Annotated in this window: 23 protein-coding genes; 9 read left to right on the top strand and 14 right to left on the bottom strand. The window is 74.0% G+C overall.

The window, feature by feature from the left end:
- Nucleotides 1-63: 63 nt before the first annotated feature.
- From AB0L89_RS06625 to AB0L89_RS06600, 6 genes are all read right to left on the bottom strand, one after another.
- Nucleotides 64-1,212, bottom strand: a complete 1,149-nt coding sequence (locus AB0L89_RS06625) for a 4Fe-4S dicluster domain-containing protein (protein ID WP_365135318.1) — start codon at nucleotides 1,210-1,212, stop codon at nucleotides 64-66.
- Between the two features lie 166 nt (nucleotides 1,213-1,378).
- The gene (locus tag AB0L89_RS06620; RefSeq protein ID WP_365135315.1) at nucleotides 1,379-2,110 is read right to left on the bottom strand and encodes a CBS domain-containing protein; all 732 of its coding nucleotides are present in this window, start codon (nucleotides 2,108-2,110) and stop codon (nucleotides 1,379-1,381) included.
- A gap of 39 nt (nucleotides 2,111-2,149) precedes the next feature.
- Nucleotides 2,150-4,843, bottom strand: coding sequence for a GNAT family N-acetyltransferase (locus AB0L89_RS06615; protein WP_365135312.1), 2,694 nt, complete (start codon nucleotides 4,841-4,843; stop codon nucleotides 2,150-2,152).
- Between the two features lie 150 nt (nucleotides 4,844-4,993).
- A complete protein-coding gene (locus AB0L89_RS06610) occupies nucleotides 4,994-5,257 on the bottom strand; it encodes a HypC/HybG/HupF family hydrogenase formation chaperone (protein WP_365135309.1) in 264 nt (87 codons plus the stop codon).
- Nucleotides 5,258-5,300: 43 nt separating this feature from the next.
- Nucleotides 5,301-7,616: a carbamoyltransferase HypF gene (gene hypF / locus AB0L89_RS06605; RefSeq protein WP_365135306.1), complete on the bottom strand. Its 2,316-nt coding sequence runs from the start codon at nucleotides 7,614-7,616 to the stop codon at nucleotides 5,301-5,303.
- Between the two features lie 4 nt (nucleotides 7,617-7,620).
- Complete coding sequence (locus AB0L89_RS06600; RefSeq protein ID WP_365135303.1) at nucleotides 7,621-8,124, bottom strand: hydrogenase maturation protease; 504 nt, start codon at nucleotides 8,122-8,124, stop codon at nucleotides 7,621-7,623.
- Between the two features lie 170 nt (nucleotides 8,125-8,294).
- Between AB0L89_RS06600 and AB0L89_RS06595 the strand changes: the two genes are divergently transcribed.
- Together AB0L89_RS06595 and AB0L89_RS06590 are read left to right on the top strand one after the other, a co-directional pair.
- The gene (locus tag AB0L89_RS06595) at nucleotides 8,295-9,158 is read left to right on the top strand and encodes a universal stress protein (protein WP_365135300.1); all 864 of its coding nucleotides are present in this window, start codon (nucleotides 8,295-8,297) and stop codon (nucleotides 9,156-9,158) included.
- Nucleotides 9,159-9,212: 54 nt separating this feature from the next.
- On the top strand, nucleotides 9,213-10,061 hold the full coding sequence (locus tag AB0L89_RS06590; protein ID WP_365135297.1) for a universal stress protein: 849 nt from the start codon (nucleotides 9,213-9,215) through the stop codon (nucleotides 10,059-10,061).
- Nucleotides 10,062-10,123: 62 nt separating this feature from the next.
- Here AB0L89_RS06590 and AB0L89_RS06585 read toward each other — a convergent pair whose 3' ends face one another.
- From AB0L89_RS06585 to gap, 3 genes are read right to left on the bottom strand one after another with little or no spacing between them, the layout of a single operon-like run.
- Nucleotides 10,124-12,529, bottom strand: a complete 2,406-nt coding sequence (locus AB0L89_RS06585; RefSeq protein WP_365135294.1) for a glycosyl hydrolase family 65 protein — start codon at nucleotides 12,527-12,529, stop codon at nucleotides 10,124-10,126.
- Nucleotides 12,526-13,320 (bottom strand): HAD-IA family hydrolase, encoded by a 795-nt coding sequence (locus AB0L89_RS06580; protein WP_365135291.1) that lies wholly within the window; start codon nucleotides 13,318-13,320, stop codon nucleotides 12,526-12,528. Before AB0L89_RS06580 ends, AB0L89_RS06585 begins: the two co-directional genes overlap by 4 nt.
- Entirely contained in the window at nucleotides 13,263-14,282 is a 1,020-nt protein-coding gene (gene gap, locus AB0L89_RS06575; RefSeq protein ID WP_365135288.1) for a type I glyceraldehyde-3-phosphate dehydrogenase, read from the bottom strand. The genes AB0L89_RS06580 and gap overlap by 58 nt, the downstream gene beginning before the upstream one ends.
- A 197-nt stretch (nucleotides 14,283-14,479) precedes the next feature.
- On the opposite strand from gap, the gene ppk2 reads away from it, so the two are divergent.
- Entirely contained in the window at nucleotides 14,480-15,346 is an 867-nt protein-coding gene (ppk2, locus tag AB0L89_RS06570; protein WP_365135285.1) for a polyphosphate kinase 2, read from the top strand.
- Nucleotides 15,347-15,367: 21 nt separating this feature from the next.
- On the opposite strand, the gene AB0L89_RS06565 is transcribed toward ppk2, so the two are convergent.
- A complete protein-coding gene (locus AB0L89_RS06565; protein ID WP_365135282.1) occupies nucleotides 15,368-16,060 on the bottom strand; it encodes a haloacid dehalogenase type II in 693 nt (230 codons plus the stop codon).
- 168 nt (nucleotides 16,061-16,228) lie between these two features.
- A complete protein-coding gene (locus AB0L89_RS06560) occupies nucleotides 16,229-16,963 on the bottom strand; it encodes a nitroreductase (protein WP_365135279.1) in 735 nt (244 codons plus the stop codon).
- A 102-nt stretch (nucleotides 16,964-17,065) separates the two neighbouring features.
- Between AB0L89_RS06560 and AB0L89_RS06555 the strand changes: the two genes are divergently transcribed.
- Nucleotides 17,066-17,659 carry a helix-turn-helix domain-containing protein gene (locus AB0L89_RS06555; protein ID WP_365135276.1) on the top strand — a complete coding sequence of 198 codons (594 nt, stop codon included), beginning with the start codon at nucleotides 17,066-17,068 and terminating at the stop codon, nucleotides 17,657-17,659.
- A gap of 67 nt (nucleotides 17,660-17,726) precedes the next feature.
- Here AB0L89_RS06555 and eno read toward each other — a convergent pair whose 3' ends face one another.
- Entirely contained in the window at nucleotides 17,727-19,055 is a 1,329-nt protein-coding gene (gene eno / locus AB0L89_RS06550) for a phosphopyruvate hydratase (RefSeq protein ID WP_365135273.1), read from the bottom strand.
- Between the two features lie 196 nt (nucleotides 19,056-19,251).
- Between eno and AB0L89_RS06545 the strand changes: the two genes are divergently transcribed.
- From AB0L89_RS06545 to AB0L89_RS06530, 4 genes are all read left to right on the top strand, one after another.
- Nucleotides 19,252-19,674 (top strand): MarR family transcriptional regulator, encoded by a 423-nt coding sequence (locus tag AB0L89_RS06545; protein ID WP_365135270.1) that lies wholly within the window; start codon nucleotides 19,252-19,254, stop codon nucleotides 19,672-19,674.
- 422 nt (nucleotides 19,675-20,096) lie between these two features.
- Nucleotides 20,097-20,867 (top strand): class I SAM-dependent methyltransferase, encoded by a 771-nt coding sequence (locus AB0L89_RS06540; protein ID WP_365135267.1) that lies wholly within the window; start codon nucleotides 20,097-20,099, stop codon nucleotides 20,865-20,867.
- 38 nt (nucleotides 20,868-20,905) lie between these two features.
- The gene (locus tag AB0L89_RS06535; protein ID WP_365135264.1) at nucleotides 20,906-21,253 is read left to right on the top strand and encodes a hypothetical protein; all 348 of its coding nucleotides are present in this window, start codon (nucleotides 20,906-20,908) and stop codon (nucleotides 21,251-21,253) included.
- Nucleotides 21,254-21,376: 123 nt separating this feature from the next.
- Nucleotides 21,377-21,724: a tetratricopeptide repeat protein gene (locus tag AB0L89_RS06530; protein ID WP_365135261.1), complete on the top strand. Its 348-nt coding sequence runs from the start codon at nucleotides 21,377-21,379 to the stop codon at nucleotides 21,722-21,724.
- Nucleotides 21,725-21,827: 103 nt separating this feature from the next.
- On the opposite strand, the gene AB0L89_RS06525 is transcribed toward AB0L89_RS06530, so the two are convergent.
- Nucleotides 21,828-23,258 (bottom strand): HAMP domain-containing sensor histidine kinase, encoded by a 1,431-nt coding sequence (locus AB0L89_RS06525; protein ID WP_365135258.1) that lies wholly within the window; start codon nucleotides 23,256-23,258, stop codon nucleotides 21,828-21,830.
- Nucleotides 23,259-23,265: 7 nt separating this feature from the next.
- Nucleotides 23,266-24,093 (bottom strand): response regulator transcription factor, encoded by an 828-nt coding sequence (locus AB0L89_RS06520; RefSeq protein ID WP_365135255.1) that lies wholly within the window; start codon nucleotides 24,091-24,093, stop codon nucleotides 23,266-23,268.
- A gap of 252 nt (nucleotides 24,094-24,345) precedes the next feature.
- On the opposite strand from AB0L89_RS06520, the gene AB0L89_RS06515 reads away from it, so the two are divergent.
- Nucleotides 24,346-25,638, top strand: coding sequence for a glycosyltransferase family 4 protein (locus AB0L89_RS06515; protein WP_365135620.1), 1,293 nt, complete (start codon nucleotides 24,346-24,348; stop codon nucleotides 25,636-25,638).
- Nucleotides 25,639-25,665: the final 27 nt, after the last annotated feature.

Raw genomic sequence — 25,665 nt, 5'->3', positions numbered from 1 at the left:
GTCCGGTACGGACGGTCCGGAACCGGCCGGCGGGCGGGGCGCCGGCCGGCGTCGAGGTACCGATCATCGTTCCGTCTCCTTCCTGCGCGCCTCGGCCTCCTCGTGCAGCGCCTGGGCCTCTTCGGTGATGTCGATGCCGACCGGGCACCAGACGACGCAGCGGCCGCAGCCCACACAGCCGGAGCTGCCGAACTGGTCGTGCCAGGTGCCGAGTTTGTGGGTGAGCCACTGCCGGTAGCGGCTGCGGCCCGAGGAGCGCACCGGTCCGCCGTGCACATGGGAGAAGTCCAGGTCGAAGCAGGAGTCCCAGCGCTGCCAGCGTTCCGCGTGGTCGCCGGTGAGGTCGGTGACCTCCTCGGTGGTGGTGCAGAAGCAGGTGGGGCAGACCATCGTGCAGTTCCCACAGGTCAGGCAGCGCGAGGCGACGTCGTCCCAGCGTTCGGCGTCCAGGCTCTCGCCCATCAGCCGCCGCAGGCTCACCGGCGGCATGGCCCGGCCCATCTTGTCCGCGGCCGCCGAGACGGCGGCGACGGCCGCGTCCCGTGTGCCGGTGTCGGCCTGGCGGTGCGGCACGTCGGCGAGCACCTCGGCGCCCTCCGCACTGCCGACGCGCACGACGAAGCGGTGGCCCGCCCCGTCGATGACCTCGGTCAACGCGAGGTCGAATCCGGCGTCGGCGCCGGGACCGCCGCCCATGGAGACGCAGAAGCACGTGGCACCCGGCTCGGTGCATTCAGCGGCTATCAGGAACGCTCCCCTCCGCCTTTCCTGATAGCCGCCGTCACGGAAGGCACCGCCGGTCAGCACCCGGTCCTGGATCGCGATGGCCCGCAGGTCACAGGGCCTGACACCGAGGAACGCGTACGAGGGCTGCCCGGCGGACCCGCTCCTGATGACCGGCGGCCCGTCACCGGCACGGTCCGCGCTCCAGAGCTTCTCGCGCTGCGGGTGCAGGAAGTTCTTCCAGGACTGGGGCCCGGCGGAGTGGGCGAAGGCCGCCCCGTCCTCGCGGCGCCGCAGCCGGTAGTGCCCGGCCTCCAGCTCCACGCCCCAGCCGTACGGGAGCCGGTCGCCCGAGTCGAGCTCGGCGAGCACGATGGCGCCGTCGCGGACGGTGGGTCCGACGACGGTACGGCCGCGGGCGGTCAGGGCGTGCACGAGGGCGTCGAGACCCCTCCGGTCGAGCACCGCCGAGGCGTCGGTCGCCGTCATGTCGGTCCTCCAGCGTCGGGACGTCTCCCCCACTCACCAGGTTCGAACAGGGGAAGGGCCGGAAGCAGGGGCCGACCGGCCCCTGTCCGGGCCGTCCGGCCCCTGTCCGGGCCGTCCGGCCCCTGTCCGGGCCGTCCGGGCCACCGCTCCCACGGTGGCCCGGACGTCAGAGCTTGCGCAGCCAGTCGTCGGCGATGCCGCGCATGCCCTGGTCGTCGGGGTGCAGATGGGAGTCGTCCACGTGGTAGGTGAGCTTGTCCACGACCGCGACGACCCCGTCGATCTCGCGCGTCATGTGCAGGGCGACGGGTATCTCGCTGCGCCGCTCCAGTCGCCCTTCGAGGGTCACCACCCCCTCCCGCACGTCGACCGCGATCGTCCGGGGCGTGAGCCACAGGGCCCGTACCAGGACCTCTTCCCGCACCTCGTGCCGGATCGCTTCGTCGGTGCGCAGGAACACCTGGAGCAGGTCGCGGCGGGTGACGATGCCGACCAGGCGGTCCTCGTCGTCGATGACGGGCAGGCGCTCCACCTTCTCCTGCGCCATGCGGCGGGCGCCCTCGGCGATGGTGTTGTCCGCGCGTACGCAGACGGGCGGCGCGGACATCAACTGCCCCGCGGTCCGCGCCATCGCCTTGGGCCGGGCCTTCCGTGCGCCGCCGGTGGTCCAGGGCAGGCCGAAGCGGCGTGGCGGCCGGGGCGCGTCGGGTCCCTCCGCCTCGCGCACGAGGAGATCCGTCTCGGAGATGACCCCGACGACCTTGTCGTCGGCGTCGATCACCGGCAGGCCGCTGATCCGGTGGTCGGCGAGGAGCCGGGCCACTTCTTTGAACGATGTGCCGTACCGGGCACTGACGACCTCGTCGGTCATCACGGAACCGATCTTGCTGTGTTTCATCTCTGTCTCCTTCCGCCGCCTCGGGCGCACGGGAGCTCCTCAGCGCAGCCGGCGCAGGTAGGGGTCGTGTGCCGTCCTGGGCAGCAACCGGACGCGGACGTCGAGCGCGGTGACACCGTCCGGCCGGGCGAGGACGGGGTTGAGGTCCGCCTCGGCGAGCTGCGGCAGATCGCAGGCCAACCGCGAGAGCCGGTGCAGCAGTTGTTCGAGCCCTGCGAGGTCGACCGGGCCGTCGCCGCCGTGCCCGAACAGCAGCGGGGCGCAGCGCGGCGCGGTGATCAGGTCATGGACGTCCAGGTCCGTGAGCGGGGCGAGGCGGGCGGCCCGGTCCGCGAGCACGTCGGTCGCCGTGCCGCCGAGGCCGAACAGGACGAGCGGCCCGAACACCTCGTCCTGGACGACGCCCGCGAACAGCTCCGTGCCGCGTCCGGCGAGCGGCTGGACCACGGCGCCGGTCATCAGGCCCTCGAACCGGGTCGCGAAGTCCCGGTAGGCGGCGTGCACTTGGGAGTCGTCCCGCAGGTCGAGCCGGACGGCGTGCTGCTCGCTCTTGTGCGCCACGCCCGGCCAGTGGGCCTTCAGGACGACGCGGCCGTCGGGCCCGCGCAGGCGTCCGGCGGCGCGGACGGCGTCGTCCTCGGTCCCGGCCCAGGCCCAGGGCAGTTGGGGAATGCCGTAGCAGGACAGCAGGTCGGCGCAGGCGGCCGGGTCGAGCGGCCCGCCCTCGGGATGCCCGGCCAGGTAGGCCTCGGCCACGGCGTGCGCGCGGGGCGTGTCGACGCCCGGCGGCTCGGGGACGGTGCCGGGCGGCCTGGCGAGCCACTCGGAGCGCCGGGCGGCGTGGGCGAGCGCACGGGCGGCCGCCTGCGGGTCGGCGTAGGAGGGAAGGGACCCCGCGCCCTCCGCCGGCAACAGCCGTACAGGCAGGTCCTGTTCGAGCCGGACGGCGGCGACGGTTCGGGCACGACGGCCGGGCGCGCGCGTGAGGGCCCGCACGAGGTCGTCGCCGGTGGCCGCGGCGACCGCGGTGGGCACGAGCACCACCAGGACGGCGTCGATGCCGGTGTGCCGCACGAGCCGGTCCACACAACTCCCCAGCTGCTGCTCGGTGACGGCCGCGGTGGCGTCGACCGGATTCACGCACGTACTGCCCTCCGGCAGGACGGCGAGCAGATCGTCGATGGCCTCGGCGCCGAGCGGCGGCAGGGCGAGACCGGCCTCGGTGCAGGCATCGGCGGCGAGCACACCCGCACCACCCGCGTTGGTCACGACGACCACCCGCTTGCCCGCGGGCAGGGGCTGGGACCGCAGGAGCGCCGCGGCGTCGAGGAGTTCGCCGATCGTGCGGGTGGCGGTGACGCCGGACTGGGTGAACAGGGCCTGCCGGGTCATCGTGCGGGTCGCGGCGGCGGCGGAGTGCGAGGAAGCGGCGCGCCTGCCCGCCTCGGTCCGCCCCGCGTCGACGGTGAGGACCGGGATGCGCCGGCTCACCCGGCGGGCGGTGCGCGAGAAGGCCCGTGGGTTCCCGAAGGACTCCAGGTGCAGCAGCGCCAGGTCCGTGACTCCGTCCGTCTCCCACCACTGGAGCAGGTCGTTGCCGCTCACGTCGTACTTGTCGCCGAGCGAGACGAAGCTGGAGATGCCGAGGCCCAGCCGGCAGAGGCCGTGGAGCAGCGCGATGCCCACTCCCCCGGACTGCACGGCCACTCCCGTCGCGCCGGGGCGGGGGTGGCGGGCGGCGAACGTCGCGTCGAGGGACAGGTCGGGGGCCGTGTGGGCGATGCCGAGGCAGTTGGGGCCCACCAGTCGCATGCCGTGGGACCGGCAGGTGGCGCGCAGGGCGGCCGCCTGTGCGGCGTCGAGTCCGGAGGTGACGACGACCAGGGCCCGTACTCCGCACTTGCCGCACTCCTCGGCGGCGGCCGCCAGGGCCGGCGCGGGCACGGCAAGGACCACCAGGTCGGGTACGTGGGGCAGCGCCGCGACCGAGGGGTGTGCGGGCACGCCCGCCACGCAGGCGGCCTTCGGGTTCACGGCGTAGAGGTGGCCGGTGTAGCCGCCGGTGCGCAGGTTGCGCAGGACCGCCCGGCCGACGGAGCCCGCCTTGCGGCCCGCCCCGACCACGGCGACCGCCGCCGGGCACAGCAGGGGCCGCAGACTGGCCACGGCGGCCGTCCGGCCCCGCGCTTCCACCGCCGTCAGATACGGCTCGTCCTGCGCCAGCCGGATGCTGCAGCGCACCTCGGGCCCCACGAAGCGGCGCGCCGTGCGCAGCCCGAGGTCGGCGAAGACCTTCAGGACCTCGTGGTTCTCCGCGAGCGCGTCGGCGGTGAACGTGCTGATGCCGTCCGCGCGGGCGGCCGAGACGAGGTGTTCGAGGAGCAGGGTGCCGATGCCCCGGTGGTGCAGGCCCTCCGCGACGGCGAGCGAGATCTCGGCGGTGGCGGGCGCGTCGGTCCGCTCGTACTCGGCCAGGCCGATGACCCGGCCCGCGGTCTCGGCCAGCAGGGCCCGGTAGCCGGGGCGGGGCGGGGCACAGGCCCGCTCGGCGGCCTGGGCGGCGGAGCGACGGCTCGCGGCGAAGAACCTCAGGCGCAGGTTGTCGGGGGACATCTCCTCGTAGAGATCGCGGAGTCGGGCGTGGTCGGCGGGCCCGGCCGCACGGATGCGGACGGTCGTCCCGTCGGCGAGCAGGCCGTGCACGGGTGGCCGGTTCCGCTCGTCGTCGGTCATCTGGGGCCTCCTGACTGCCGGTCGCCCTTCCAGGTTCGGCCGCGGCCCGGGCGCGGCCCAGGGGCCGAGCGGGGGCGCGCCGGGGCCGAGCGGGGGCGCGCCGGGGCCGAACGGCCCTCGTCGCGCGGCGGCGGTGCGGCGGCCCGGCGTTCACGGGCCGGGCAGCGGCTCGCCGAGTTCGGCCTCCACCTGGTCCGCCATCGCCCGCAGGACGCGCAGGGTGCGTTCCGCCTCCGCCTCGTCGACCTCGGTGATGGCGAATCCGACGTGCACGACGACGTATGTCCCGACGGCGGCCGTCGGCGTGTAGGCGAGGCACGCCTCGCGGCGGACCCCGCCGAAGTCGACGGTGGCCATGCGGAGGCCGTCGTCGTCCCTGATCTCCAGCACCCTGCCGGGTATGCCGAGACACATGGCGCTCCCTCCTCCACGAACTCTTCTGCCGCGGAATCTCCTTCTACGCGGCCCTCTTGGGCTCCTGCGCGAGGCGGGCGGCGGCCACCGCGGCCTGCCCGTAGCTGATGCCGCCGTCGCCCGCCGGTACGGCGCCGGGGACCAGCACCCGCACTCCTTGCGCGCGCAGGCGGCACTCGACCTCCGCGAGGAGGCGGCGGTTGAGGAAGCAGCCGCCGCCGAGGCAGACGGTGCGCGGGGCGCCGTCGTCGACGGCCCTGGCGACCAGTTCGGAGGTCACGACCGCCACCGTGACGTGGAAGGCGGCGGCGAGCGAGTCGACGCCCTCCCCGCTGTTGCGCCGGTCCAGGAGGTCGATCAGGGTGACCGCCGGGTCGTAGACCCACAGCCCCTTCACCCGCACGACGCGGTGCGCCAGCGGCGGGGCGCCGTGGTCACCGGCCCTGTCCTCCAGCGCCGCCGCGGCCTGGCCCTCGTGGCTGACGGAGTCGACGAGGCCCAGCAGGCTCGCCACCGCGTCGAAGAGGCGTCCGGCGCTCGACGCGCGCGGCGCGTTGATCCCGCGTGCCACCATGGCGCGCACGACGGCCGCTTCGGCCGGATCGAGCCGCTCGGTGAAGGGCTTGGCGAGCCAGGGGTACGGGCGGGGGCTGCCGAGGAGTTCGGTGCCGTGCAGATAGCCCAGGGCCATCCGGTAGGGGTGGCGGACCGCCGCGTCGCCGCCCGGCAGCGGCGCGGTCGCGAACCGGGCGACGCGGCGGTATCCGGTGAGGTCGGCGACGAGGATCTCGCCTCCCCACAGGGTCCCGTCGTCGCCCAGGCCCAGTCCGTCGTAGGCGACCCCGACGAAGGCGGTACGCAGCCCGTGCTCGGCCGCGCACGCGGCCACGTGGGCGTGGTGGTGCTGGACGGGTACGCGGGGCAGCCGGCGGGTCCGTGCCCACTGGGTGGAGAGGTACCCGGGGTGCAGGTCGTGGGCGACGGCCCGCGGGGTGATGCCGGTGAGGCGTACGAGGTCCTCGTACGCGCCGGTGAAGGCGTCCAGCGCGCCCGCGTCGGCCAAGTCCCCGCCGTGCGCGGAGAGATGGGCGCTGTGTCCGTCGGCCAGGGTGAAGGTGTGCTTGAGCTGTGCACCGGCCGCCACCAGCGGCTCGGGCGCGGCGACGGTCAGCGGCAGCGGACCCGGGGCCAGACCGCGGGCCCTGCGGACGGTGCGCACGCGAGGGCCGCTGAGCTGGACCACCGAGTCGTCGTAGCGCGCGCGGATCGGCCGGTCGTGGGCGAGGAGTCCGTCGGCGACGGTGGCCAGGGTGCGGCGCGCCTGCGCGTCGTCGGTGACGATCGGCTCGTCCGCGCGGTTCCCGCTGGTGACGACGAGCGGCCGGTCGAGTTCGCCGAGAAGAAGGTGGTGCAGCCCGGTGGTGGGCAGGAACAAGCCGATGCGTCGCGTGCCGGGCGCGACCGCGGGTGCGAGGCCCGTTCCCCGGGCGGTGAGCAGGACCACGGGGCGGGCCGCCGATTGCAGGACGGACCGCTCGGCCGCTGACGTGCGGGCCAACTCCCCCACGGTGCGCAGGTCCTGGACCATGACGGCGAAGGGCTTGGCCGGGCGGTTCTTGCGCCCGCGCAGTGCCCGCACCGCCGAGTCGTCGGTGGCGTCGCACACCAGCTGGTAGCCGCCGAGTCCCTTCACCGCGACGATCCCGCCGCCCTCCACGGTCTTGACCGCGGCGTCCAACGCGCTTTCCCCGCCCAGGGCTTCCCAGGAGAGGCAGGGTCCGCAGGCGGGGCACGCGAGGGGTTCCGCGTGGAAGCGGCGGTCGGTGGGGTCGCCGTACTCCGCCGCGCAGTCCGCGCAGAGCGGGAAGGTCCGCATGGTGGTGCGGACGCGGTCGTAGGGCAGGTCCTCGATGACCGTGGCACGTGGGCCGCATGCGGTGCAGTTGATGAACGGGTACCGGAACCGGCGGTCCGCGGGGTCCCTGAACTCGACCAGGCAGGCCGCGCAGATCGCGGCGTCGGGCGGGATCTCCCGAGGACCGGCCGGTGCGGCGGACCCCACGTCGCTGGGCCGGACGGTGAAACCGGAACCGGCCCGTGGGGGCTGCCCGCGCACCGCGGTCAGCCGCACGTGCCGCACCCGCGCCAGGGCGGGCGCCCCGCTGCGCAGCCGTGCCGTGAACGCGTCCACCGCGCACGGCGCCCCGGCCACCTCGCCCTCCACGTGCCCGTCGGTGTTGGCGGCCCAGCCGTCCAGGCCGAGTGCGGTGGCGAGCCGGTGCACGAAGGGCCGGAAGCCCACGCCCTGGACCGTCCCGAAGGCCTCGAAGTGGAGTGCGCCGCGCTCCGGAGTGACCACCGGATCACCCCCCGCGCGCGGCCGCGTCACGGTGGCGCGTGATCTCGCTCTCCACGTCCTCGGCCAGGGGCGCCACCACCTGGGCGACGGCCGGCGACAGGTCCGTCCCCAGCGCGTCGTCGGCGCCCTCGACCGCGTAGACGATCAGCCGTCCGGGCAGCCGGCCGAGCACCCGCGCGAGCTCCAGCGCCTCACCGAGCCCGAGACCGTGCGAACTGGTCGTCGGCGGCGGGAGGGGCCGGTCGGCGTCGAGCGACAGCCGGTGCACGTGACCGGGACGGGCGGGGTGCGCGTGGGCGGCGTCCACGACCACCGCGAGGTCCGCGCCCTCCCACAGCCCGATCAGGCGGGCGGGATCGCCGTCGCAGGTGGCGAGGACCGTACCCGGCGGCAGCGGGCGACCCGCGGCCCGGGCCCGGAGCCGCGCGATCACCGCCCGGCCCACGCCGTCGTCGCGCCGGAACTCGTTGCCGACGCCGATCACCGCGATACGTGTCCGCGCGGGCATCGCCCCTCCTTCCGCAGCACCGTGCTGTCACTGTGCGGACGCCGCGGCGCCCTCCGGTAGGGGCCGAATGTCCCTTACCGGGGCCGGTTCGCCCCTCCCCGGCGGGACCTCGCGGTGCGACCGTCCGCAGTACGGCCCCTGCCGGGGGCACGACGGAGGGCGGTGGCACCGTGGACAAACCCCTGATCGTCGGAGTCGACGGCTCCGACCCGAGCCTGCGCGCCTTGGACTGGGCGGTGGACGAGGCCGCCGCACACGGAGTCGCGCTGCACGTCGTCCATGCGCCGCGGTGGTCCCGGTACGAGGGGCACGAGCCGTCCTTCGGCGTCGAGCGGCCGTCCACGCGGGTGCTCGCGGACCACATCGCCGCGTCGGCGGTCGAGCGCGCGCTGCGCCGCACCGCGTCGGTGAAGGTGACGAGCGACGTGCTGTCCGAGGATCCGGCCGCCGCGCTGGTGCGCCTCGGTGCGGAGGCCGGTGCGGTCGTGGTCGGCAGCCGGGGACGCGGCGGGCCCGCGGGGGTACTGCTCGGCTCGGTCGGTCTGTACGTCGCCGCGCACGCCACGTCACCGGTGGTCGTCGTGCGCGGCCGCGAGGAGAGCCCCAGGGGCGGGTCCCGGGCGCTCTGCGTCGGTGTCGGCGACCCCCGTGAAGCCGCCGACGCGCTGGAGTTCGCCTTTCGCGAGGCGCTGACCCACCAGGCCGCCCTGACCGTCGTCCACGCCTGGCGCTGCCCCGCCCGCGAGGTGTCGGACGTGCCCGCCCCGACCGACGACGAGCACCGGCGGCGGGCCGAGGAACACGTCGCACAGGCGCTGAGCGAGGTGACCGAGGCCCACCCCGGCGTCGTGCCACGCCGCGAGATCGTCGAGGGCCACGCGCGCACCGCGCTCCTCGACGCCGCACGCACGGCCGACCTCCTGGTGGTCGGCGCCCGGCGCCGCAAGGGGCACGTCGGCATGCAGCTCGGCCCGGTCAACCACGCCGCACTGCACCACGCGGCCTGCCCGGTGGCCGTGGTCCCGCACCACTGAGGCTCCCGCGCCACCCCGTATGCACATCACTCCCATCACCACGGAGGTGGGCCCGTGCCCGGCCGACAGCCCGTCACCGCGGGCCTGGACGGCTCGCCCGAGAGTCTGGCCGCCGTCGACTGGGCGGCCCGCGAAGCGCTGCGCCGTGACCTGCCGCTCCACCTCGTCCACGTCTTCGACCAGCCGTCGGAGCCGAGCCGGCTGCCGGAACTCGACGCGCCGACCCTGCGGGAGAGCGGCGCCCTCGACCGGGCCGTCCTGCGGATCTCCGCCGCCCATCCCGACCTGGGGATCCTCGACGAACAGGTCGCAGGGGCCCCGGTGGAGGAGCTGCTGGCGGCGGCCGAGTTCTCCACGCTGTGCGTCCTCGGCTCACGCGGTCTCGGCGCTCTCGCGGGCGCGCTGATCGGGTCGGTGGCATCGGCCGTGGCGGCGCGGGCCGCCTGTCCGGTCGTCCTGGTCCGCGCGGGCGGACACTCCCGGCGGGCGGAGCCCGAGGACCCCGCGCCCGGCCGGGTCGTCCTGGGCCTGGACGTGGACCACCCCAGCGATGAACTGCTGGAGTTCGCCTTCGGCGCCGCGGCGCTCCGTGGCGTACCCCTGCATGCCCTGCACACCTGGACGGTTCCCCTGGTGCCCAGCGCCGACGCAGTCGACCCCGCCCTGGCGAAGTCGCGCCTGCTCTCCGCCGCGCTCGCCCCGTGGCGGCACAAGTTCCCCGACACACGGGTCACCGAGCGGCTCGTGCACGGCCTGGCCGGCCACCATCTCGTCGACGCGACCCCGGCCGCGGGGCTGCTCGTCCTCGGCCGGCGCATCGCCGCGGGCGCGCGCATCGGCGCGACCGCGCACTCGGTGATCCACCATGCCAGGAGCCCGGTCGCGATCGTCCCGCACCGCTGACGGGCACTCCTCAGCGCTCCTTGGCACTCCGCGGCACTTCTCCGGCGTACGAGACACCGGTGTCAGCCGGGCAGTGCCAGCTCACAGGACTGCCCGGGCTCCACCGAGACCGTCCGCCCCGGGAGTTCGACCTCGATCGGGGAGCGGTCGGACGCGGGAACGCTGATGTGCAGCGTCCCGGGACACATCCGCAGCCGGATGCCCCAGTGCCCCCGGTAGCGCAGCGCGAAGCCGTACTCGGAGAGTTCCGGCAGCGGTACCGGGTCGAACCACAGGGCACCGCCGCGTGTCTCCAGACCCGTCAGTCCGCGCTGCACGAGGTCGAGCGTGCCCGCCATGGCGCCGAGGTGGATGCCCTCGCCCGTGGTGCCGCCCTGGAGGTCGGCGATGTCGCCCTCCAGGGCCTCCTGGACGAACTTCCAGGCCCCCGCGCGCCGCACCCTGGCGAGCACCCAGCCGTGGACGAGACCGCTGAGCGTGGAGCCGTGGCTGGTGCGGCACAGATAGTGGTCGACGGTGCGCCGCCAGGTGTCCGCGTCCAGCGCGTACCCCAACCGGCCGAAGAGGCGGTGCAGTTCGGCGGGCGAGAAGAGGTAGCCGAGCATCAGCACATCGGCCTGCTTGGACGCCTGGTAGCGGTTGACCGTGTCGCCCTCGGCCTCCAGGATCCGGTCCAGGCGCCGGATGTCGCCGTACCGCGCCCGGTAGGCGTCCCAGTCCAGCTCCGCCAGTTCCCCGTATCCCTCGAACTGGCTGATCACGCCCGAGTGGAACGGCACGTGCAGGGTCCGCGACACGGTCTCCCACGCCTCGGTCTCCCCGCCGTCGAGGCCGATCCGTTCCACGAGTTCGCGTCGGCGCGGCTCGGGCAGCGCCCGCAGGACGTCCAGTGCGCGGGCGAGCACCCAGGCCGCCGTGACGTTCGTGTACGCGTTGTCGTCGAGGCCGGGCGCCGGGGCTCCCGGGTAGGCGTCGTGGTACTCGTCGGGCCCGACGACACCCCGGATGCGGTGCCGTCCGAGGCCTTCGTCGTACGTGGCGGAGTCCGCCCAGAAGCGGGCGATCTGCAGCAGCATCTCCGCGCCCTTGGTGTGCAGGAACTCGGCGTCGCCGCTGGCCTCGCAGTACTGCCACACGTTGTACGCCACGGCCGAGCCGACGTGGTGCTGGAGCCGCGAGTGGTCGGGGAGCCAGCGGCCCGAGCGCGGATTGAGGTGCAGCCGCTGGGTCTCCTCCCGGCCGTCGCTGCCGCTCTGCCACGGGTACATCGCGCCCGCGCGGCCGGCCTCGCGGGCCGCCGTGCACGCCTGTTCCAGGCGCCGGTGGCGGTAGGTGAGCAGCGCCCGGGAGACCTCGGGGAAGTGCAGGTCGAGATAGGGCAGCACGAAGAGCTCGTCCCAGAACACATGGCCTCGATAGGCCTCGCCGTGCAGTCCCCGGGCGGGCACTCCGACGTCGAGGTCGGCCGTGTGCGGCGAGAGCGTCTGGAGGGCGTGGAAGTGGTGCAGCCGCAGGATCCGGCCGGCCTCACCGGGCACGTCGAGTTCGGCCCGGCGCCACAGCTGCTCCCACGCCCTCAGATGCGCGTCGCGGAGGGCGTCGAAGCCGGGGGCGCGCGCGACCCGTGCGACCGCCGCTCTCAGGGGATCGCCGATCGCCGGGTCCCGGGACGTGTGCAGGGCGACCGTCTTGTCGACGGTGACGGTGCGCCCGGCCGCCAGGGCGAGCCGGAAGCGCTGGACGGCACGGGCGGACCGGCCCGTCTCCTGCCCCGGCAGGGCCTGCGCGGGACCCGCCGTGGTCCGGGCGGCCAGCGCCACACGTATGTCGGAGGTGGTGGTGCGGCAGCGCAGCCACACGGTGTCGGCCGCCCCCGCCCCGGTGTGCACATGTGTGAGGTGGCCGGAGTTCAGCTGCCGGTAGCGCGGCACACCGGCGTTGGTGACGGTGCCGTCCAGCGCGGCCTCGACCTCCAGACCCGCCGACGGTCCCTCGATGCCGAACTCGGTGCGCAGCAGGGCGAGATGGGGGTCCGCCATGTGCACGATGCGCAGCTGGCGCACGGCCAGCGCACGGCCGCCCGCACACGCGTAGCGCAGGTTCCGCTCCAGGACGCCGGACCGCAGATCCAGGGTCTGCCGGTACGCGACGCGTGCGGCGGAGTCCGGGGTGAGCCACTCCCCTGCTTCTTCCCGGCCCGTCAGCCGGTAGCGCAGGGGCAGCCAGTCGGGCAGGTTGACCATGTCCTCGTTCTCGACCGTCCGGCCCGCGACCAGCGAGGTGAGCCGGTTGTAGCAGCCCGCCGCGTACGTCCCCGGGTAGTGCACGTCGTCGGCCGGGCACTCGGGGGCAGCGCCCCGGGTGGCGAAGTAGCCGTTGCCGAGCGTGCAGAGCGACTCGCGGAGCCGCTCCTCGGCCCGGTCGTAGCCCTCGTACGACCAGATCCAGTCCCCGGTCCGGCCCGTCATGACCGCCCTCCGCCGTCGCCGAGCAGCTCTTCCAGGTCGTCCACCACGATGTCCGCCCCGCGCCGCAGCAGAGCCGACCTCATGCCCGCCGTCGCGCTCCTGTCCACACCGATGACCATGCCGAATCCCCCGCGCCGCCCGGCCTCGACCCCGGCGAGCGCGTCCTCGACGACGGCGGCGTCCACCGGGGACACGCCGAGGCGGCGCGCCGCCTCCAGGAAGAGCGCCGGGTCCGGCTTCCCCGCGAGGCCGAGCCGCGCCGCCTCGCCGCCGTCGACCACCGCGTCGAGGAGCGGCAACACCTCGGCGTGCAGCAGGAGTTCACGGGCGTGCCGGGAGGCGGAGGCGGCGGCGCACGCGATCCCCTCGTCGCGCAGGACGTGCAGCAGGCGGACCGTGCCCGGGTAGGCGTCGATCCACCCGCCGGCCAGCCGCTCGGTGAAGAGCCGCTCCTTGTCCGCGGCCACCGCCGCCACCGTCCCGGCGGGCGGACGCAGCCCGCGCGAGGCGAAGAACGCGGCGGCGCCGTCGAGGCGCGACTTCCCGTCGACGTACCGCGGATAGTCCACACGCACGTCGAACTCCCTGCACTGTTCGGGACGTTCGGCCGGGTGATCCGCCAGATAGGCGTCGAAGGCCTGCTTCCAGGCCGCGGCGTGCGCCCGCGCCGAGTCGGTGATGACGCCGTCGGTGTCGAGGACCACACCCCGCACGCCCCGCAGGGCCGCGGGGATCACAGCCGTGCGGCGATGTAGGAGGTGAGGTCCAACAGCCGCTGGCAGTAGGCCCATTCGTTGTCGTACCAGCCGAAGACCTTGACCAGGTCCCCGTGCGTCAGGGTGAGGGCGGGGTCGAAGACGCAGGAGGCCGGGTCGCCGATGACGTCGCGGGAGACGATCGGGGCGTGCGACACCCGCAGGATGCCGCGCAGGCGGCCGTCCGCCGCCGCCTCGAAGGCGGCGTTGATCTCCTCGGTGCCGGCGTCGCGCCGCAGCACCACCGTGAGATCGGTGAGCGATCCGTCCTCGACCGGCACGCGGACCGCCGACCCGTCGAGCGCGCCGTCGAGTTCGGGGACGACGAGGCCGACGGCGCGGGCGGCTCCGGTACTCGTCGGGATGATGCTGAGGGCCGCCGAACGGGCCCTGCGCGGATCGTGGTGCGGGCCGTCGAGCAGCGCCTGGTCGTTGGTGTAGCCGTGGACGGTGGTCATCAGCCCCTTGGCGATGCCGAAGCCCTCGTGCAGGACACTGACCATCGGCACGACGCAGTTGGTGGTGCAGGAGGCGGCCGAGACCACCTGGTGCCGGTCGGGTTCGTACGCCTCGTGGTTGACGCCCATCACGAGCGTCACGTCGGCCGGCCTGCCGGGCGCGGAGAGCAGCACCTTCCGCGCGCCCGCCTTGAGGTGCAGCGCGGCGGCGTCCCGGTCGCGGAAGCGCCCGGTCGACTCGATCACGATGTCGGCGCCGTGCCCGCTCCAGTCGAGCGCGGCGGGATCGCGTTCCGCGGAGACGGCGATACGGCGCCCGTCCACGGTGATCGACTTCTCGTCGTACGCGACGTCGCGGCGCAGCCTGCCGTACGTCGAGTCGAACTCCAGCAGGTGCGCCAGGGTCCCCGGCGGAGCGATGTCGTTGACGGCCACCACCTCGATGACGTCACCGCTTCCGCTCTCGCCCCTTTCCAGGGCGCCCCGCAGAAGGTTCCTGCCGATGCGGCCGAATCCATTGACGCCGACTCGGATGGCCATGAGTGACTCCTCCGCGATGTCCGCGATGCCTGCCGGTTCGCTTCTCCTCACCGCTCCTCCACCACCCCCGCTCCCGCCACGGTCCCGCCGCCTCGCCGTCCCGGGCAGATGCCGACAGGCCCCAGCCGGGGACCATTGGCCCCTTGCCCGGAAAGTCGGGGTGCGACAAGGGTGTCCGTCCGACGGAAGGCCGGTGCGTGACCGTGAAGAAGCGACCGTACGAGCGCGAGCTGTTCCGCCTGCAGACCGAGCTGGTGAAGGTGCAGGAATGGGTGAGAGCGGAAGGCACGCGGCTCGTCGTGGTGTTCGAGGGGCGGGACGCGGCGGGCAAGGGAAGCACCATCAAGCGGGTGACGGAGCGCCTCAACCCCCGCATCGCCCGGATCGTCGCGCTGCCCGCGCCCACCGAACGGGAACGCACCCAGTGGTACTTCCAGCGGTACGCGGAGCATCTCCCCGCAGCGGGAGAGATCGTCCTCTTCGACCGGAGCTGGTACAACCGGGCCGGTGTCGAGCACGTCATGGGCTTCTGCACCCAGGCGGAGTACGAGCGCTTCCTCCACCAGTGCCCCGTCTTCGAGCGTCTCTTGGTGGAGGACGGCCTGGTGCTGCGCAAGTACTGGTTCTCGGTGAGCGACGCGGTGCAGGAACAGCGCTTCCGACGGCGCCTCGACGACCCGACGCGCCGCTGGAAGCTGTCCCGCATGGACCTGGAGTCGATCACGCGCTGGGAGGCGTATTCACGGGCGAAGGACGAGATGTTCGCCCAGACGGACATCCCCGAGGCGCCGTGGCATGTCGTCGAGAGCGACGACAAGCGCAGCGCACGGCTGAACATGATCGCCCATCTGCTCTCGACGCTCCCCTACCACGCGGTCCCGCCCCCGCGCATCGACCTCCCGCCCCGCCCACCGAGCACGGGCTACCGGCGGCCGCCACGCGACCTCAAGGCCTATGTCCCGGACCACGCCGCGGGGTTGGGAAACGAGGGGCCACAAGGCGAGGAGCCGCAAGACCAGGAGCCACAGGGCGAGAAGCCCCGACCGGCTCGCCCACGTCCGTGACCGTAGAGGCGCCCCGGCCGCTCACCTCGCGGTCAGGGCGGTGACCAGTTCGTCCAGTCCGTCGTACTCCCCGTCGAAGGTGTCGGAACGCGTCGGCGGATCCCCGATCGGCCGCCGGACGTAGGCGGTCCGCATGCTCCTCGCCCTGGCTCCGCGCAGGTCCCAGGCGTGGGCGGCCACCATGAGCACGCGTTCCGGTGGACATCCGACCGTGTCGACGGCGAGTTGATAGACCTCCGGCGCCGGCTTGTAGGCGCGGACCGTCTCGCCGGACAGGACCTGATGCCAGCGCAGCCCGGCATACGTGTTGAGGCGCAGCAGGGCGGTGTGGCCGGCGTTGGAGAGGCCCAGCACGGGGAACCGCCGCGCGAGCCGTTCGAGTCCGGCGACGGAGTCGCTCCAGGGCCGCAGGCGCTGTCCCGCCGTGGCCAGCCGGGCGACGGCCGCCGGATCGGTGAGTCCGGCACGGTCGGCCACCCGCCGGGCGGCTTCCGCGTCGATGACCTCGGAGCCTGCGTACGGCCGGTCCCCTCGCGCGATGCGTCGCTGTTCGTGCTCGACATGCCGCTGCCACACGGCGAGCAGCTCGTCGCCGAACGCGCCGTCGGCCGCGGGCACGGCCTCGCGAAGGGCCACGCGAAGCCCGCCGGGTTCGTCGACCATGGTTCCGAGGACATCGAAGACGACGCCGTCGATGTCGCAGATGTCAGCCATGCGTCCGCTCTCCTGCCGACTCGGATGTCACCCTCTCAACAGGTGACGACCTTGCCCCAAGTCCCGTCACCCGTCAAGCTGGTGACGCCCGCTTCCCGCGCGCCACCGGAACTCGATCCGACACCTCGACGCCCGGCGCCCGGCACCCCTGCGCCCCGACCGTGCCGCCTAGTCGTGGAAGGCCGTCGTCGCCTCCAGCGCCGCGCGCCCGGTCGCGACCCGGTTCACCGGCGCGCTCGCATCGGCGTATCCGAAGGAGATGCCGACGAGCAGCTTTCCGCCGGTGACGTCCAGCTCGCCCCGGACGGTGTCGGCGTAGAAGCTGAGCAGCCCCTGCGGGCAACTGTCCACTCCGTACGCGGTCATCGCCAGGAGCAGGGTCTGCATGTAGGCGCCGACGTCGGCGGCCAGCCTGGCCCCGCCGTCACCGTCGACGAACAGGAACGCCACGTGCGGCGCGCCGTAGAAACGCAGGCTCTCCGCGTCATAGGCCGCACGGGCCGCATGGTCGTCGAGGCCGATGCCGAGGGCTCCGTACAGCTCGGCCCCGAAGGCGGACCGGCGCTCCTGGTGCGCCTGCGTGTACATGGTCTCGGCGTACGGGAAGTCCACCGAGGTGCGCTTTTCGGCGTGGGCCTCCCGCAGGGCGTCAGCGAGGCGCTCACGCGTCGCACCGCTCGCCACCTCCACCCGCCACGGCTGCGCATTGGAGTTCGACGGCGCGGCACCGGCCAGCGAGAAGATCGCGCGCACGGTGTCCGCGGGCACGGCGTCCGGGCGGAACGCACGCGTCGCGTGACGGCCGCGTATCAGCTTCTCCGCGCAGCCACTCAGCTCCGCGGGATGGGCGGGATGGGCGGGAGTGACGAGATCAGTGGGGTTCGCGGGGGCCGGGCTGTTCATGGAACGCTCCTCAGCTACATCTCAAGTAAACGGTTCCGTTTACTTGCGAGCCACCATAGCGGCCCGCCCTCGCCGAAGTAAACGCGTACGTATACTTGCCGCATGGCCACGACGACCACCGCACCCCAGTCACGCGGACGCGGGGGCCGGGAGCGCATCCTGGCCGCCGCCGCCCGGCTCTTCGCGGTCCAGGGGATCAACGCGACCGGCATGGAACAGGTCGCCGAGCAGGCGCCGGTGTCCAAGCGCACGCTCTACGCGCACTTCCGGACCAAGGGTGATCTGGTCATCGCCCACCTCCAGGGCCTCGCGGCATCGGGCGCCACTCTGGAGGGCGTACTGACCCGCGAGGACATCCCCCCGCGGGAGCGGATCCTCGGGCTGTTCGATCCGCCCGCGGCGGACGCGGACCCGGTGCGCGGGTGCCCGTTCATCGACGCCGCCGCGGAGTTCCCCGACCCGCAGAGCGCGGTCCACTCCTACGCACGCGAACAGAAGCTCCGCATGGTCGAGCTGGTCACCGCGCTGGTCGGGGAGCTGGGCTGCCGGGAACCCGACGCACTCGCCGAACAACTGGTCACCCTCGCGGACGGCGCGGCCAGCCGCGCCATGGTGCTGGACGAGGCGGACTACGGTCGGCACGCGCGAGCGGCGGCGGAGGTCCTCCTCGAACGCGCACTGCCGGACACCGACTGAACGAGGAGGGCGGCCGTGCCGCGACGCCCGCTCCGCCGAGGCACGGCCGCCCTCGTTCACGCCCCGCTCACGCCCGGCGCAGCACCGAGCCGCCCGCGAAGCGGGCCGTGTCGCCCAACTCCTCCTCGATCCGGATCAGTTGGTTGTACTTCGCCGTACGGTCGGAGCGGGAGAGCGAGCCCGTCTTGATCTGGCCGCAGCCCGTCGCCACCGCCAGATCCGCGATGGTCGTGTCCTCCGTCTCGCCCGAGCGATGCGACATGACGGCCGTCCAGCCCGCCTGGTGGGCCGTGGCGACCGCGGCCAGCGCCTCGGTCAGGGTCCCGATCTGGTTGACCTTGACCAGGATCGAGTTGCCGACGCCGGTGCGGATGCCCTCGCGCAGCAGCGTCTCATTGGTGCAGAACACGTCGTCGCCGGTGAGCTGGCAGCGGTCGCCGACGCGGGCGGTCAGCTCGCGCCAGCCGTCCAGGTCGTTCTCCGCCATCGGGTCCTCGATGGAGACGATGGGGTACGCGTCGATGAGCCCGGTCAGGTAGTCGGCGTTCTCGGAGGGGGTGCGGCGGACCCCCTCACCCGCGTAGTCGTACACCCCGTCGCGGAAGAACTCCGACGACGCCGGGTCCATGATCAGGCCGATGTCCGCGCCGGGGCGGTATCCGGTGCGCTCGATGGCGGACATCACGAAGTCGAGCGCCTCCTCGGCGGTGCGCAGCGCGGGCGCGAACCCGCCCTCGTCGCCGACGCCCGTGGAGTGCCCGGCCGCCAGCAGATCGCGGCGCAGGGTGTGGAAGACCTCGCTGCCCATGCGGACGGCTTCGGCGAAGGTGTCTGCACCCACGGGCGCGATCATGAACTCCTGGAAGTCCAGCGGATTGTCGGCGTGGGCACCGCCGTTGACGATGTTCATCATCGGCAGCGGCAGGAGGTGGGCGTCGGCCCCGCCGAGGTAGCGGTAGAGGGGCCGGCGGTGGGCCGCCGCGGCGGCCTTGGCGGCGGCGAGGGAGACGCCGAGGATCGCGTTGGCGCCGAGCCGGGACTTCGTGGGGGTGCCGTCCAGGGCGGCCAGCGCGGCGTCGAGCCCCGCCTGGTTCGCCGCGTCCCGGCCGCGCACGGACGCCGCGATCTCTCCGTTCACGTGTTCCACCGCGCGGTCGACGCCCTTGCCGTGCCAGCGCGCGGAGTCCCCGTCGCGCAGTTCCACGGCCTCCCGGGCGCCGGTGGAGGCACCGGAGGGGACAGCGGCGCGCCCCAGGGATCCGTCCGACAGGACGACGTCGACCTCGACCGTGGGGTTGCCGCGGCTGTCGATGATCCGGCGGGCGGTGACGGTCCGGACGGTGGCGTCGACGCTTCCGATGGGGGTGTCGACACCAGCGACTGCCGTTGCGGACATGGGAGTTCCTTCCCGTTGTCGTATGCCGTGCCCCCGGCTGCGACGACGCTGGCGCTGGGCCCGACAACGCAGAACCCTACAGCAATGCTGTTCAGTTTGGCTGTGCAGTATTGCTGCACAGCATTGCTGCACACATCAGGTGCACGGCTCTGTCGGCCGACGCACGGCCCTGCTGGTCAGCGGGGTAAAGTGCCCTATGCCCACCTCGGAAGCCGCCGCCATCGCCACCGAACTGCGCACCGCGATGGGCAAGCTCACCCGGCGCGTCAAGCACGAGGACCGCATCCCGCTGGGCCAGGCCGCCGTACTCGGCGCGCTCGACCGCAACGGCGCCATGACCACCAGCGATCTCGCCGCCGATCAGCGCGTACGCCCCCAGTCGATGGCCAGGGCGGTGGGGCTGCTCATGGAGCAGGACCTGATCACGCGCCGCGCGCACCCCACGGACGGCCGCAAGTCGCTGGTCGAGCTCTCGGACGCGGGCCGGGCCGCCCTGGAGGCGGAGCGCGGCCGCAGGGCCGGCTGGCTCGCGCAGGCCATCGACGCGGAACTCACGGACGAGGAGCAGGCGTTGCTGGCGCGGAGCGCCGCCCTGCTGGAGCGGCTCGCCACGCGGTAGTACCTCGTCCGGCGGGCGGGACGCGCCTGCGGCGCGGGTGTCGGCTGCCCCCTGAGTGATCCACCAACGGACCGGACCCGCCGCCCCGCGCCTTTCGGATCCTGACCCGGTGGAGCATGCCGCCCACCTGGTGATGCACTGACCTTCGCGCCGACGGGCCGCACGGCTCTCGCGGACCGGTAGGCGCGTTCCGAGGAGGGGCTGCGTGGCGCTCGCGGAGTGCGCCACGCACCCCCGCCCCGCGCCCCCGCAACCTCCAAATGCACCAACGCACGTGCCACACCTTTTGGCAGATGAGCCAAGCATCCAAGAACCCTCTATGAGAAACAGCCTGGCAGATGCAAGATGGGAGGCGTTGTTCGGGAAGCGGACGCCACCGCCCCGGCCCAGGTCCAGGCCCACGAGGCGAGGTCCCCATGGTCATGCGCACCCACGACGGCCCCACCGGCGGCGTCGGCCACGGCGCCATCGGCTCCACCGGCGGCGCCCACCGCCGCCCCGACGACCGCATCGCACGCGTCATCGCCCAGGCTCTCGGCGACGCCCGCAGCGTCCTCAACGTCGGCGCGGGCACCGGCTCCTACGAGACCGCCGCCCACGCGATCACCGCGGTCGAGCCCTCGCTGGCCCTGCGTGCCCAGCGCCCCGCCCGGCTCGCCACCGCCATCGACGCCGTCGCCGAGGACCTGCCCTTCCCCGACGGCCTGTTCGACGCGTCGATGACCCTCTTCAGCGTCCACCAGTGGTCCGACCCGGCCGCCGGTCTGCGCGAGATGCGCCGGGTCACACGGGGCCCCGTCGCGGTCCTGACCCACGACCCCGCGCGCGTCCGGGACTTCTGGCTCTACGAGTACGCCCCCGACGTACTGGAGGCCGAGGCCCGCCGCCACCCGCCCCTGGACCGGCTCACCGCCGCGCTCGGCGGCACCGTCACCCGTCGGCCCGTCCCCATCCCGCTGGACTGCACCGACGGGTTCAACGAGGCCTACTACGGCCGCCCCGAGATGCTCCTCGACCCCGCCGTCCGGCAGGCCTGCTCGGCCTGGAGCTTCATCGACGACACCGCCCGCCAGGACTTCGACACCTCCCTGCGCCGCGCCCTGGGCTCCGGCGCCTGGGACGAGGCCTTCGGCCACCTGCGCCACCGCCCGACCCACACCGGGTCCCTCGTCCTCCTGCGCGCCCTGCCCTGAGCCGCGGCCACGGCACATCCCTCAGAAGGAGGCCCGTGATGGATCCGCTCGCCCGCCGCAAGATGATCGCGCACGTACAGGTCGAGCGGCAGCGGCTGCTGCCGGAGCACGAGGAGGCGACACGGACCACCATCGAGATGCTCCGCACCAGCACCACCACCGCGACCGACGGGGACCCCGCGCAGGTCCCGTACCTGAACCTCGCCTATCTGCTGGGCGTCAGGAACACCCACGGCGACGACACGTTGATGGCTCTGGCCCTCTCCGTCGCGAACTGGGCCACCACCGCCATCAACGACCTCGCCCACCACACCGGCCGCACCCCGCAGCAGATCATCGACCACTACGAGACCGACATCATCGCCGACCGCGAGAACCCCGCCTGACGCCGTCCCGCGTGCCGACGGTCAGCCTCCGCGTCTCGCCCGCCACTCCATCAGAAGGCCGCCACCCCACTCGTGGAATATTCAACTACGTGGCGTCGTTCCAGGCCACGAAGGAGGCACACAGTGGAGATGACGTACTACGACCACGGAACGGCGGCGGAGCGCTGGGAGCGCGCGCGGCAGTTCTTCGACGCCAAGGAGTACGCGACGGCGGCGCGCATCCTCGACGCCCTGGCCGACGAGGTGCCCGAGCAGGTCGCCCCGCGTCTCCTGCTCGCCCGCGCCTACTACCACTCGGCCCAGCTGCTGCGCGCCGAGACCGAGTTGCGCAAGGTGATCGAGCTCGACCCGGTCGAGAGCTACGCCCGGCTCATGCTGGGCCGCACGCTGGAGCGGCAGGGCCGGTCCGACGACGCCGCGCCGCACCTGCGGATGGCCGCCGCGCTCAGCGGCGACTTCGCGGAGGCGTGAGCGCTCCCACCACGGCGTGGGCCCTGCCGGGAAGGCGGGGCCCACGCCGTTTCGTCGCGCGGGGCATGTCCTCGTAAGGGCGCGGGGCCCGTACCGACGTGGCTCACTCGCCGCCGGGCCGTTCCCCCTCCCCCACCGTGAACCCGATGACCGCTCCCCCGCCGGGCCGCCCCTGGACGAACACCGTGCCCGCATGCGCGGTCGCCACGTCCCGCACGATGGACAGGCCGAGCCCCGAGCCCGGCAGGCTGCGCGCGCCCGCGGCGCGGTAGAAACGGTCGAAGATGCGGTCCGCGTCCGTCTCGGCCACCCCGGGCCCCCGGTCGAGGACCGCGACGCGGCGGCCCGTGACGCTGATCTCGATGGAGCCGGTGCCGTCCCGGTCGAACTTCGCCGCGTTCTCGATGAGGTTGGTGACGGCGCGCTGCAGGGCGGCGGGCCTGCCGTGGAAGACGTCCGGGTCCGTCGTGCGGACCGTGACGGCCCGGCCGGTGCGGCGCCGCGCCGCAGCGGCCGCCTCCAGGGCGACCTCGGCGAGGGTGAGTTCCTCCGTACGCCCGTCGTCCGTGCCGCCCGCCGCGAGGTCGACCAACTCGTTGACCAGATCAGTCAGTTCACGCGACTCCTCGGCCAGGTCGTCGACGAGTTCCGCGCGCTGGTCGGGCGGCAGCTCGTCGATGCGGCGCAGCAGCGAGATGTTCGTGCGCAAGGACGTGAGCGGGGTGCGCAGTTCGTGCCCCGCGTCCTGGACGAGGCGGCGCTGGTCCTCCTCGGACTGGGCGAGACGGCCCAGCATGTGGTCGAAGGAGCGGCCGAGTCTGCCCACCTCGTCGCGCCCGGCGACCGGCACCTGGATGTCGACGCGCCCGGTCGCGGCGACGCCCTCCGCCGCGTACGCGAGACGCACGAGACGGCGGGTGATGCGCCGGGCCAGCCACCAGCCGACCAGACCGGCGGCGAGGACGACCAGGCACGCCAGCAGGACGGTGCGGTCCTGCAACTCCTCGAGCAGGTCCTCGGTGTCGCTGAACTGCTGCGCCACCTGCACGGCGCCCCGGCCGCCGCCGAGCGCGACGGTGGCGAGGCGGTAGTCCTCGCCGGCGATCTCGATGTCCCGCCGCGCCACCTTCCCCGCCTGCGCGTCGGCGGCGATCCCCTGCTCGGCCGGGCTCACCGGGAGCGTGCGGCTGCCCTGGTCGACGATCCGGCCGTCCCCGGCGAGGACCTGCACGTCGGCGCGGGTGGGCCGGGTCAGGCCGTCGCGCAGGCCGTCGTGGTCGAGGTCACCGGCCGCGTAGTCCTCGGCGTCGAGCTCCCGGGAGCGCACCTGGGTACGGAGGTCGCCGACGACCTCCGTGAAGACGGACTGCTGGTCCCTGCGGACGAGGTGGGCCGCGGCGTCGTAGCCGATCAGGCCGACCAGCAGCGTCACCCCGGCGGCGACCGCCGCGAACGAGACGGCGAACGTCGTGCGCAGGCTGGTGCGGGAGCGGCGTGCCCGGAACAGGAGCCGGCAGCGGGAGGGCAGGCGCATGCCGGGCTCAGGACTCCCGGAGGACGTACCCCACGCCCCGCACCGTGTGGATGAGCGGGGCGGCGCCCGCCACGTCGAGCTTGCGGCGCAGGTATCCGACGTACACCGCGAGGTTCTTGGAGCTCGGGCCGAAGTCGTATCCCCAGATCCGGTCGTAGATGGTCGGATGGTCGAGGACGATGCCGCTGTTGCGGGCGAGGAGTTCGAGCAGGTCGAACTCCGTGCGGGTCAGGTCGATCTCGGTGCTGCCCCGCCAGACGCGACGGTCCAGCGGGTCGATGCGCAGATCGGCCGCCGTGATCAGATCCCCTTCCGCCGCGCCGAGGGGGCCGTCGCCCTCCGCCGTGCCGAGGGGGCCGTCGCTCGCCCGTTCGTCCGGGGTGTCCTCCCCCGTGCCGTCGGCCGCCCGGCCGGACGCCGTGACAGCCGCGCCGCCGGAAGAGGCCGCCGCCCGCCCGAGCGTCGCCCCGTCGGCCCGGCGCAGCAGCGCCCGCAGCCGGGCGAAGACCTCCTCGATCTCGAAGGGCTTGGCCACGTAGTCGTCGGCGCCCGCGTCCAGGCCCGCGATCCGGTCGGCGGTCTCCACGCGGGCGGTCAGCATCAGGATCGGGGTGCGGTCGCCCTCGGCGCGCAGCACCTGGCAGACCTGGAGGCCGTCGATGCCGGGCATCATCACGTCCAGGACGAGGATGTCCGGCGGCTGCCGGTGCGCGGTGGCGAGCGCCTGGATGCCGTCCGCGACCGCCGTGACCTCGTACCCCTCCAGGGTCAGCGCGCGGGCGACGGCATGCCGGATGGCGCGGTCGTCCTCGGCGAGCAGCACGGTGTGGGGCATCCGTCCAGTCTGCCAAGGCGCCGGGGCGGTCCCGGCCGCCGGGTGCCGGGCGGGCCGTCTTCTTACCCTGCTCTCACCTTGGCCCGCACCGGGACCCGCCGCTTCTCACCCGGCCCTCACCCACCGCGGCCCTCCGGCTTACCCCGGGACGGGAGGGTTGCCCTCCGCCCGTCGCGCGGCCCGCGGGACGGCGCGGGCCCGCCGCGCACCACCGAGGGAATCCACCGCATGAAGCCTGAGGGAAAGCACCGCATGAAGGTCGTGTTCCTGCTGCACAACGCCTACGGCGTCGGCGGTACCATCCGCACCACCTTCAACCTCGCGGCGGCGCTGGCCGACCGGCACGACGTGCGGGTCGTGTCGCTGACGCGGCACCGCGAGGCGCCGCGCTTCGCGGTGGATCCGCGGATCGCGCTGGTGCCGCTGGTGGACACCCGGGTGGGCAGCGCGGACACGGGCGATCCGCTGCTCGCCGAGCCCGCGCGGGACTTCCCCGCGGCCGACCGGCGCCATCATCAGTACACGCGCCTGCACGACGTGCGCGCCGAGGGGTTCCTGCGCGGCTGCGACGCGGACGTCGTCATCGGCACCCGGCCCGGCCTCAACGTCTACCTCGCCCGGTTCGCTCCGCGCGGCGCCCTGCGCATCGCACAGGAGCATCTGCGGCACGACGCGCACAGCAAGCGCCTGCGCGCCGAACTGGCCCGCCACTACCGCGAGCTGGACGCCGTGGTCACGACCACGGAGGCGGACGCGGCCGTCTACCGGCGCCGGATGCCGCTGCCGGGCGTCCGGGTCCTCGCGGTGCCCAACATCGTGCCCGCCCCCGAGGGGCCGCCGTCCGACGGTTCGGCCAAGGTGGTCGCCGCCGCGGGGCGCCTGGTGCCGGGCAAGCGCTTCGACCTGCTCGTGGAGGCCTTCTCCGCCGTGGCGGCGCGGCATCCGGACTGGCGGCTGCGGATCTACGGCGGCGGTCCCGGCAGGGCGGGGCTCCAGGACATGATCGACGGGCTCGGGCTCGGCGGGCACGTGCGGCTGATGGGGGTGCGCTCGCCGATCGAGGCGGAGTTCGCGAAGGCGTCGCTGGTCGCGTCCGCCTCCGACGCCGAGTCGTTCGGCATGACGCTCGTCGAGGCGATGCGGTGCGGGGTCCCGGTGGTGAGCACCGACTGTCCGCTGGGGCCCGCGGAGATCGTCCGGGACGGCCACGACGGGCGGCTCGTGCCGCGCGGCGACGGGCACGCGCTCGCGCAGGCGCTCCTGGGACTGATCGAGGACGCCCCGCTGCGCCGCAAGATGGGCGACGCGGCACGGGAGAGCGCCCGCCGGTACGACCCGGACCCGATCGTGCGCCGCCACGAGGACCTCTTCGCCGAGCTGGCGGCGACGCGGCGCGGCCGGGCCTGGCGGCGCGCGGCCGGCCGGGCCTGGCGGTGGTGCAGGGCCCGTGCGGGTGCCGTACGGCGGCGCGGGCGGGCCGCGCTGGTGCGGCTGAGGCCGACGCGGGCCGCCGGGCAGCGGGCGCGCGTATCGTCGCGACCGTGACCCTCGGGGCGGCTACGACGATGGCGA

This window comes from Streptomyces sp. NPDC052114 (assembly GCF_040680155.1).
Taxonomy (GTDB): domain Bacteria; phylum Actinomycetota; class Actinomycetes; order Streptomycetales; family Streptomycetaceae; genus Streptomyces.
Note: the sequence above shows the minus strand (reverse complement) of the source record. Positions and strands in the feature narration are given on the sequence as shown.

Bases quoted from the DNA above. Each gene is read 5' to 3' on its own strand.
- AB0L89_RS06625 (WP_365135318.1), bottom strand. From the start codon at position 1,212: ATGACGGCGACCGACGCCTCGGCGGTGCTCGACCGGAGGGGTCTCGAC.
- AB0L89_RS06620 (WP_365135315.1), bottom strand. From the start codon at position 2,110: ATGAAACACAGCAAGATCGGTTCCGTGATGACCGACGAGGTCGTCAGT.
- AB0L89_RS06615 (WP_365135312.1), bottom strand. From the start codon at position 4,843: ATGACCGACGACGAGCGGAACCGGCCACCCGTGCACGGCCTGCTCGCC.
- AB0L89_RS06610 (WP_365135309.1), bottom strand. From the start codon at position 5,257: ATGTGTCTCGGCATACCCGGCAGGGTGCTGGAGATCAGGGACGACGAC.
- AB0L89_RS06600 (WP_365135303.1), bottom strand. From the start codon at position 8,124: ATGCCCGCGCGGACACGTATCGCGGTGATCGGCGTCGGCAACGAGTTC.
- AB0L89_RS06585 (WP_365135294.1), bottom strand. From the start codon at position 12,529: ATGACGGGCCGGACCGGGGACTGGATCTGGTCGTACGAGGGCTACGAC.
- AB0L89_RS06580 (WP_365135291.1), bottom strand. From the start codon at position 13,320: ATGGGCCTACTGCCAGCGGCTGTTGGACCTCACCTCCTACATCGCCGC.
- gap (WP_365135288.1), bottom strand. From the start codon at position 14,282: ATGGCCATCCGAGTCGGCGTCAATGGATTCGGCCGCATCGGCAGGAAC.
- AB0L89_RS06565 (WP_365135282.1), bottom strand. From the start codon at position 16,060: ATGGCTGACATCTGCGACATCGACGGCGTCGTCTTCGATGTCCTCGGA.
- AB0L89_RS06560 (WP_365135279.1), bottom strand. From the start codon at position 16,963: ATGAACAGCCCGGCCCCCGCGAACCCCACTGATCTCGTCACTCCCGCC.
- AB0L89_RS06555 (WP_365135276.1), top strand. From the start codon at position 17,066: ATGGCCACGACGACCACCGCACCCCAGTCACGCGGACGCGGGGGCCGG.
- eno (WP_365135273.1), bottom strand. From the start codon at position 19,055: ATGTCCGCAACGGCAGTCGCTGGTGTCGACACCCCCATCGGAAGCGTC.
- AB0L89_RS06545 (WP_365135270.1), top strand. From the start codon at position 19,252: ATGCCCACCTCGGAAGCCGCCGCCATCGCCACCGAACTGCGCACCGCG.
- AB0L89_RS06540 (WP_365135267.1), top strand. From the start codon at position 20,097: ATGCGCACCCACGACGGCCCCACCGGCGGCGTCGGCCACGGCGCCATC.
- AB0L89_RS06535 (WP_365135264.1), top strand. From the start codon at position 20,906: ATGGATCCGCTCGCCCGCCGCAAGATGATCGCGCACGTACAGGTCGAG.
- AB0L89_RS06525 (WP_365135258.1), bottom strand. From the start codon at position 23,258: ATGCGCCTGCCCTCCCGCTGCCGGCTCCTGTTCCGGGCACGCCGCTCC.
- AB0L89_RS06520 (WP_365135255.1), bottom strand. From the start codon at position 24,093: ATGCCCCACACCGTGCTGCTCGCCGAGGACGACCGCGCCATCCGGCAT.
- AB0L89_RS06515 (WP_365135620.1), top strand. From the start codon at position 24,346: ATGAAGGTCGTGTTCCTGCTGCACAACGCCTACGGCGTCGGCGGTACC.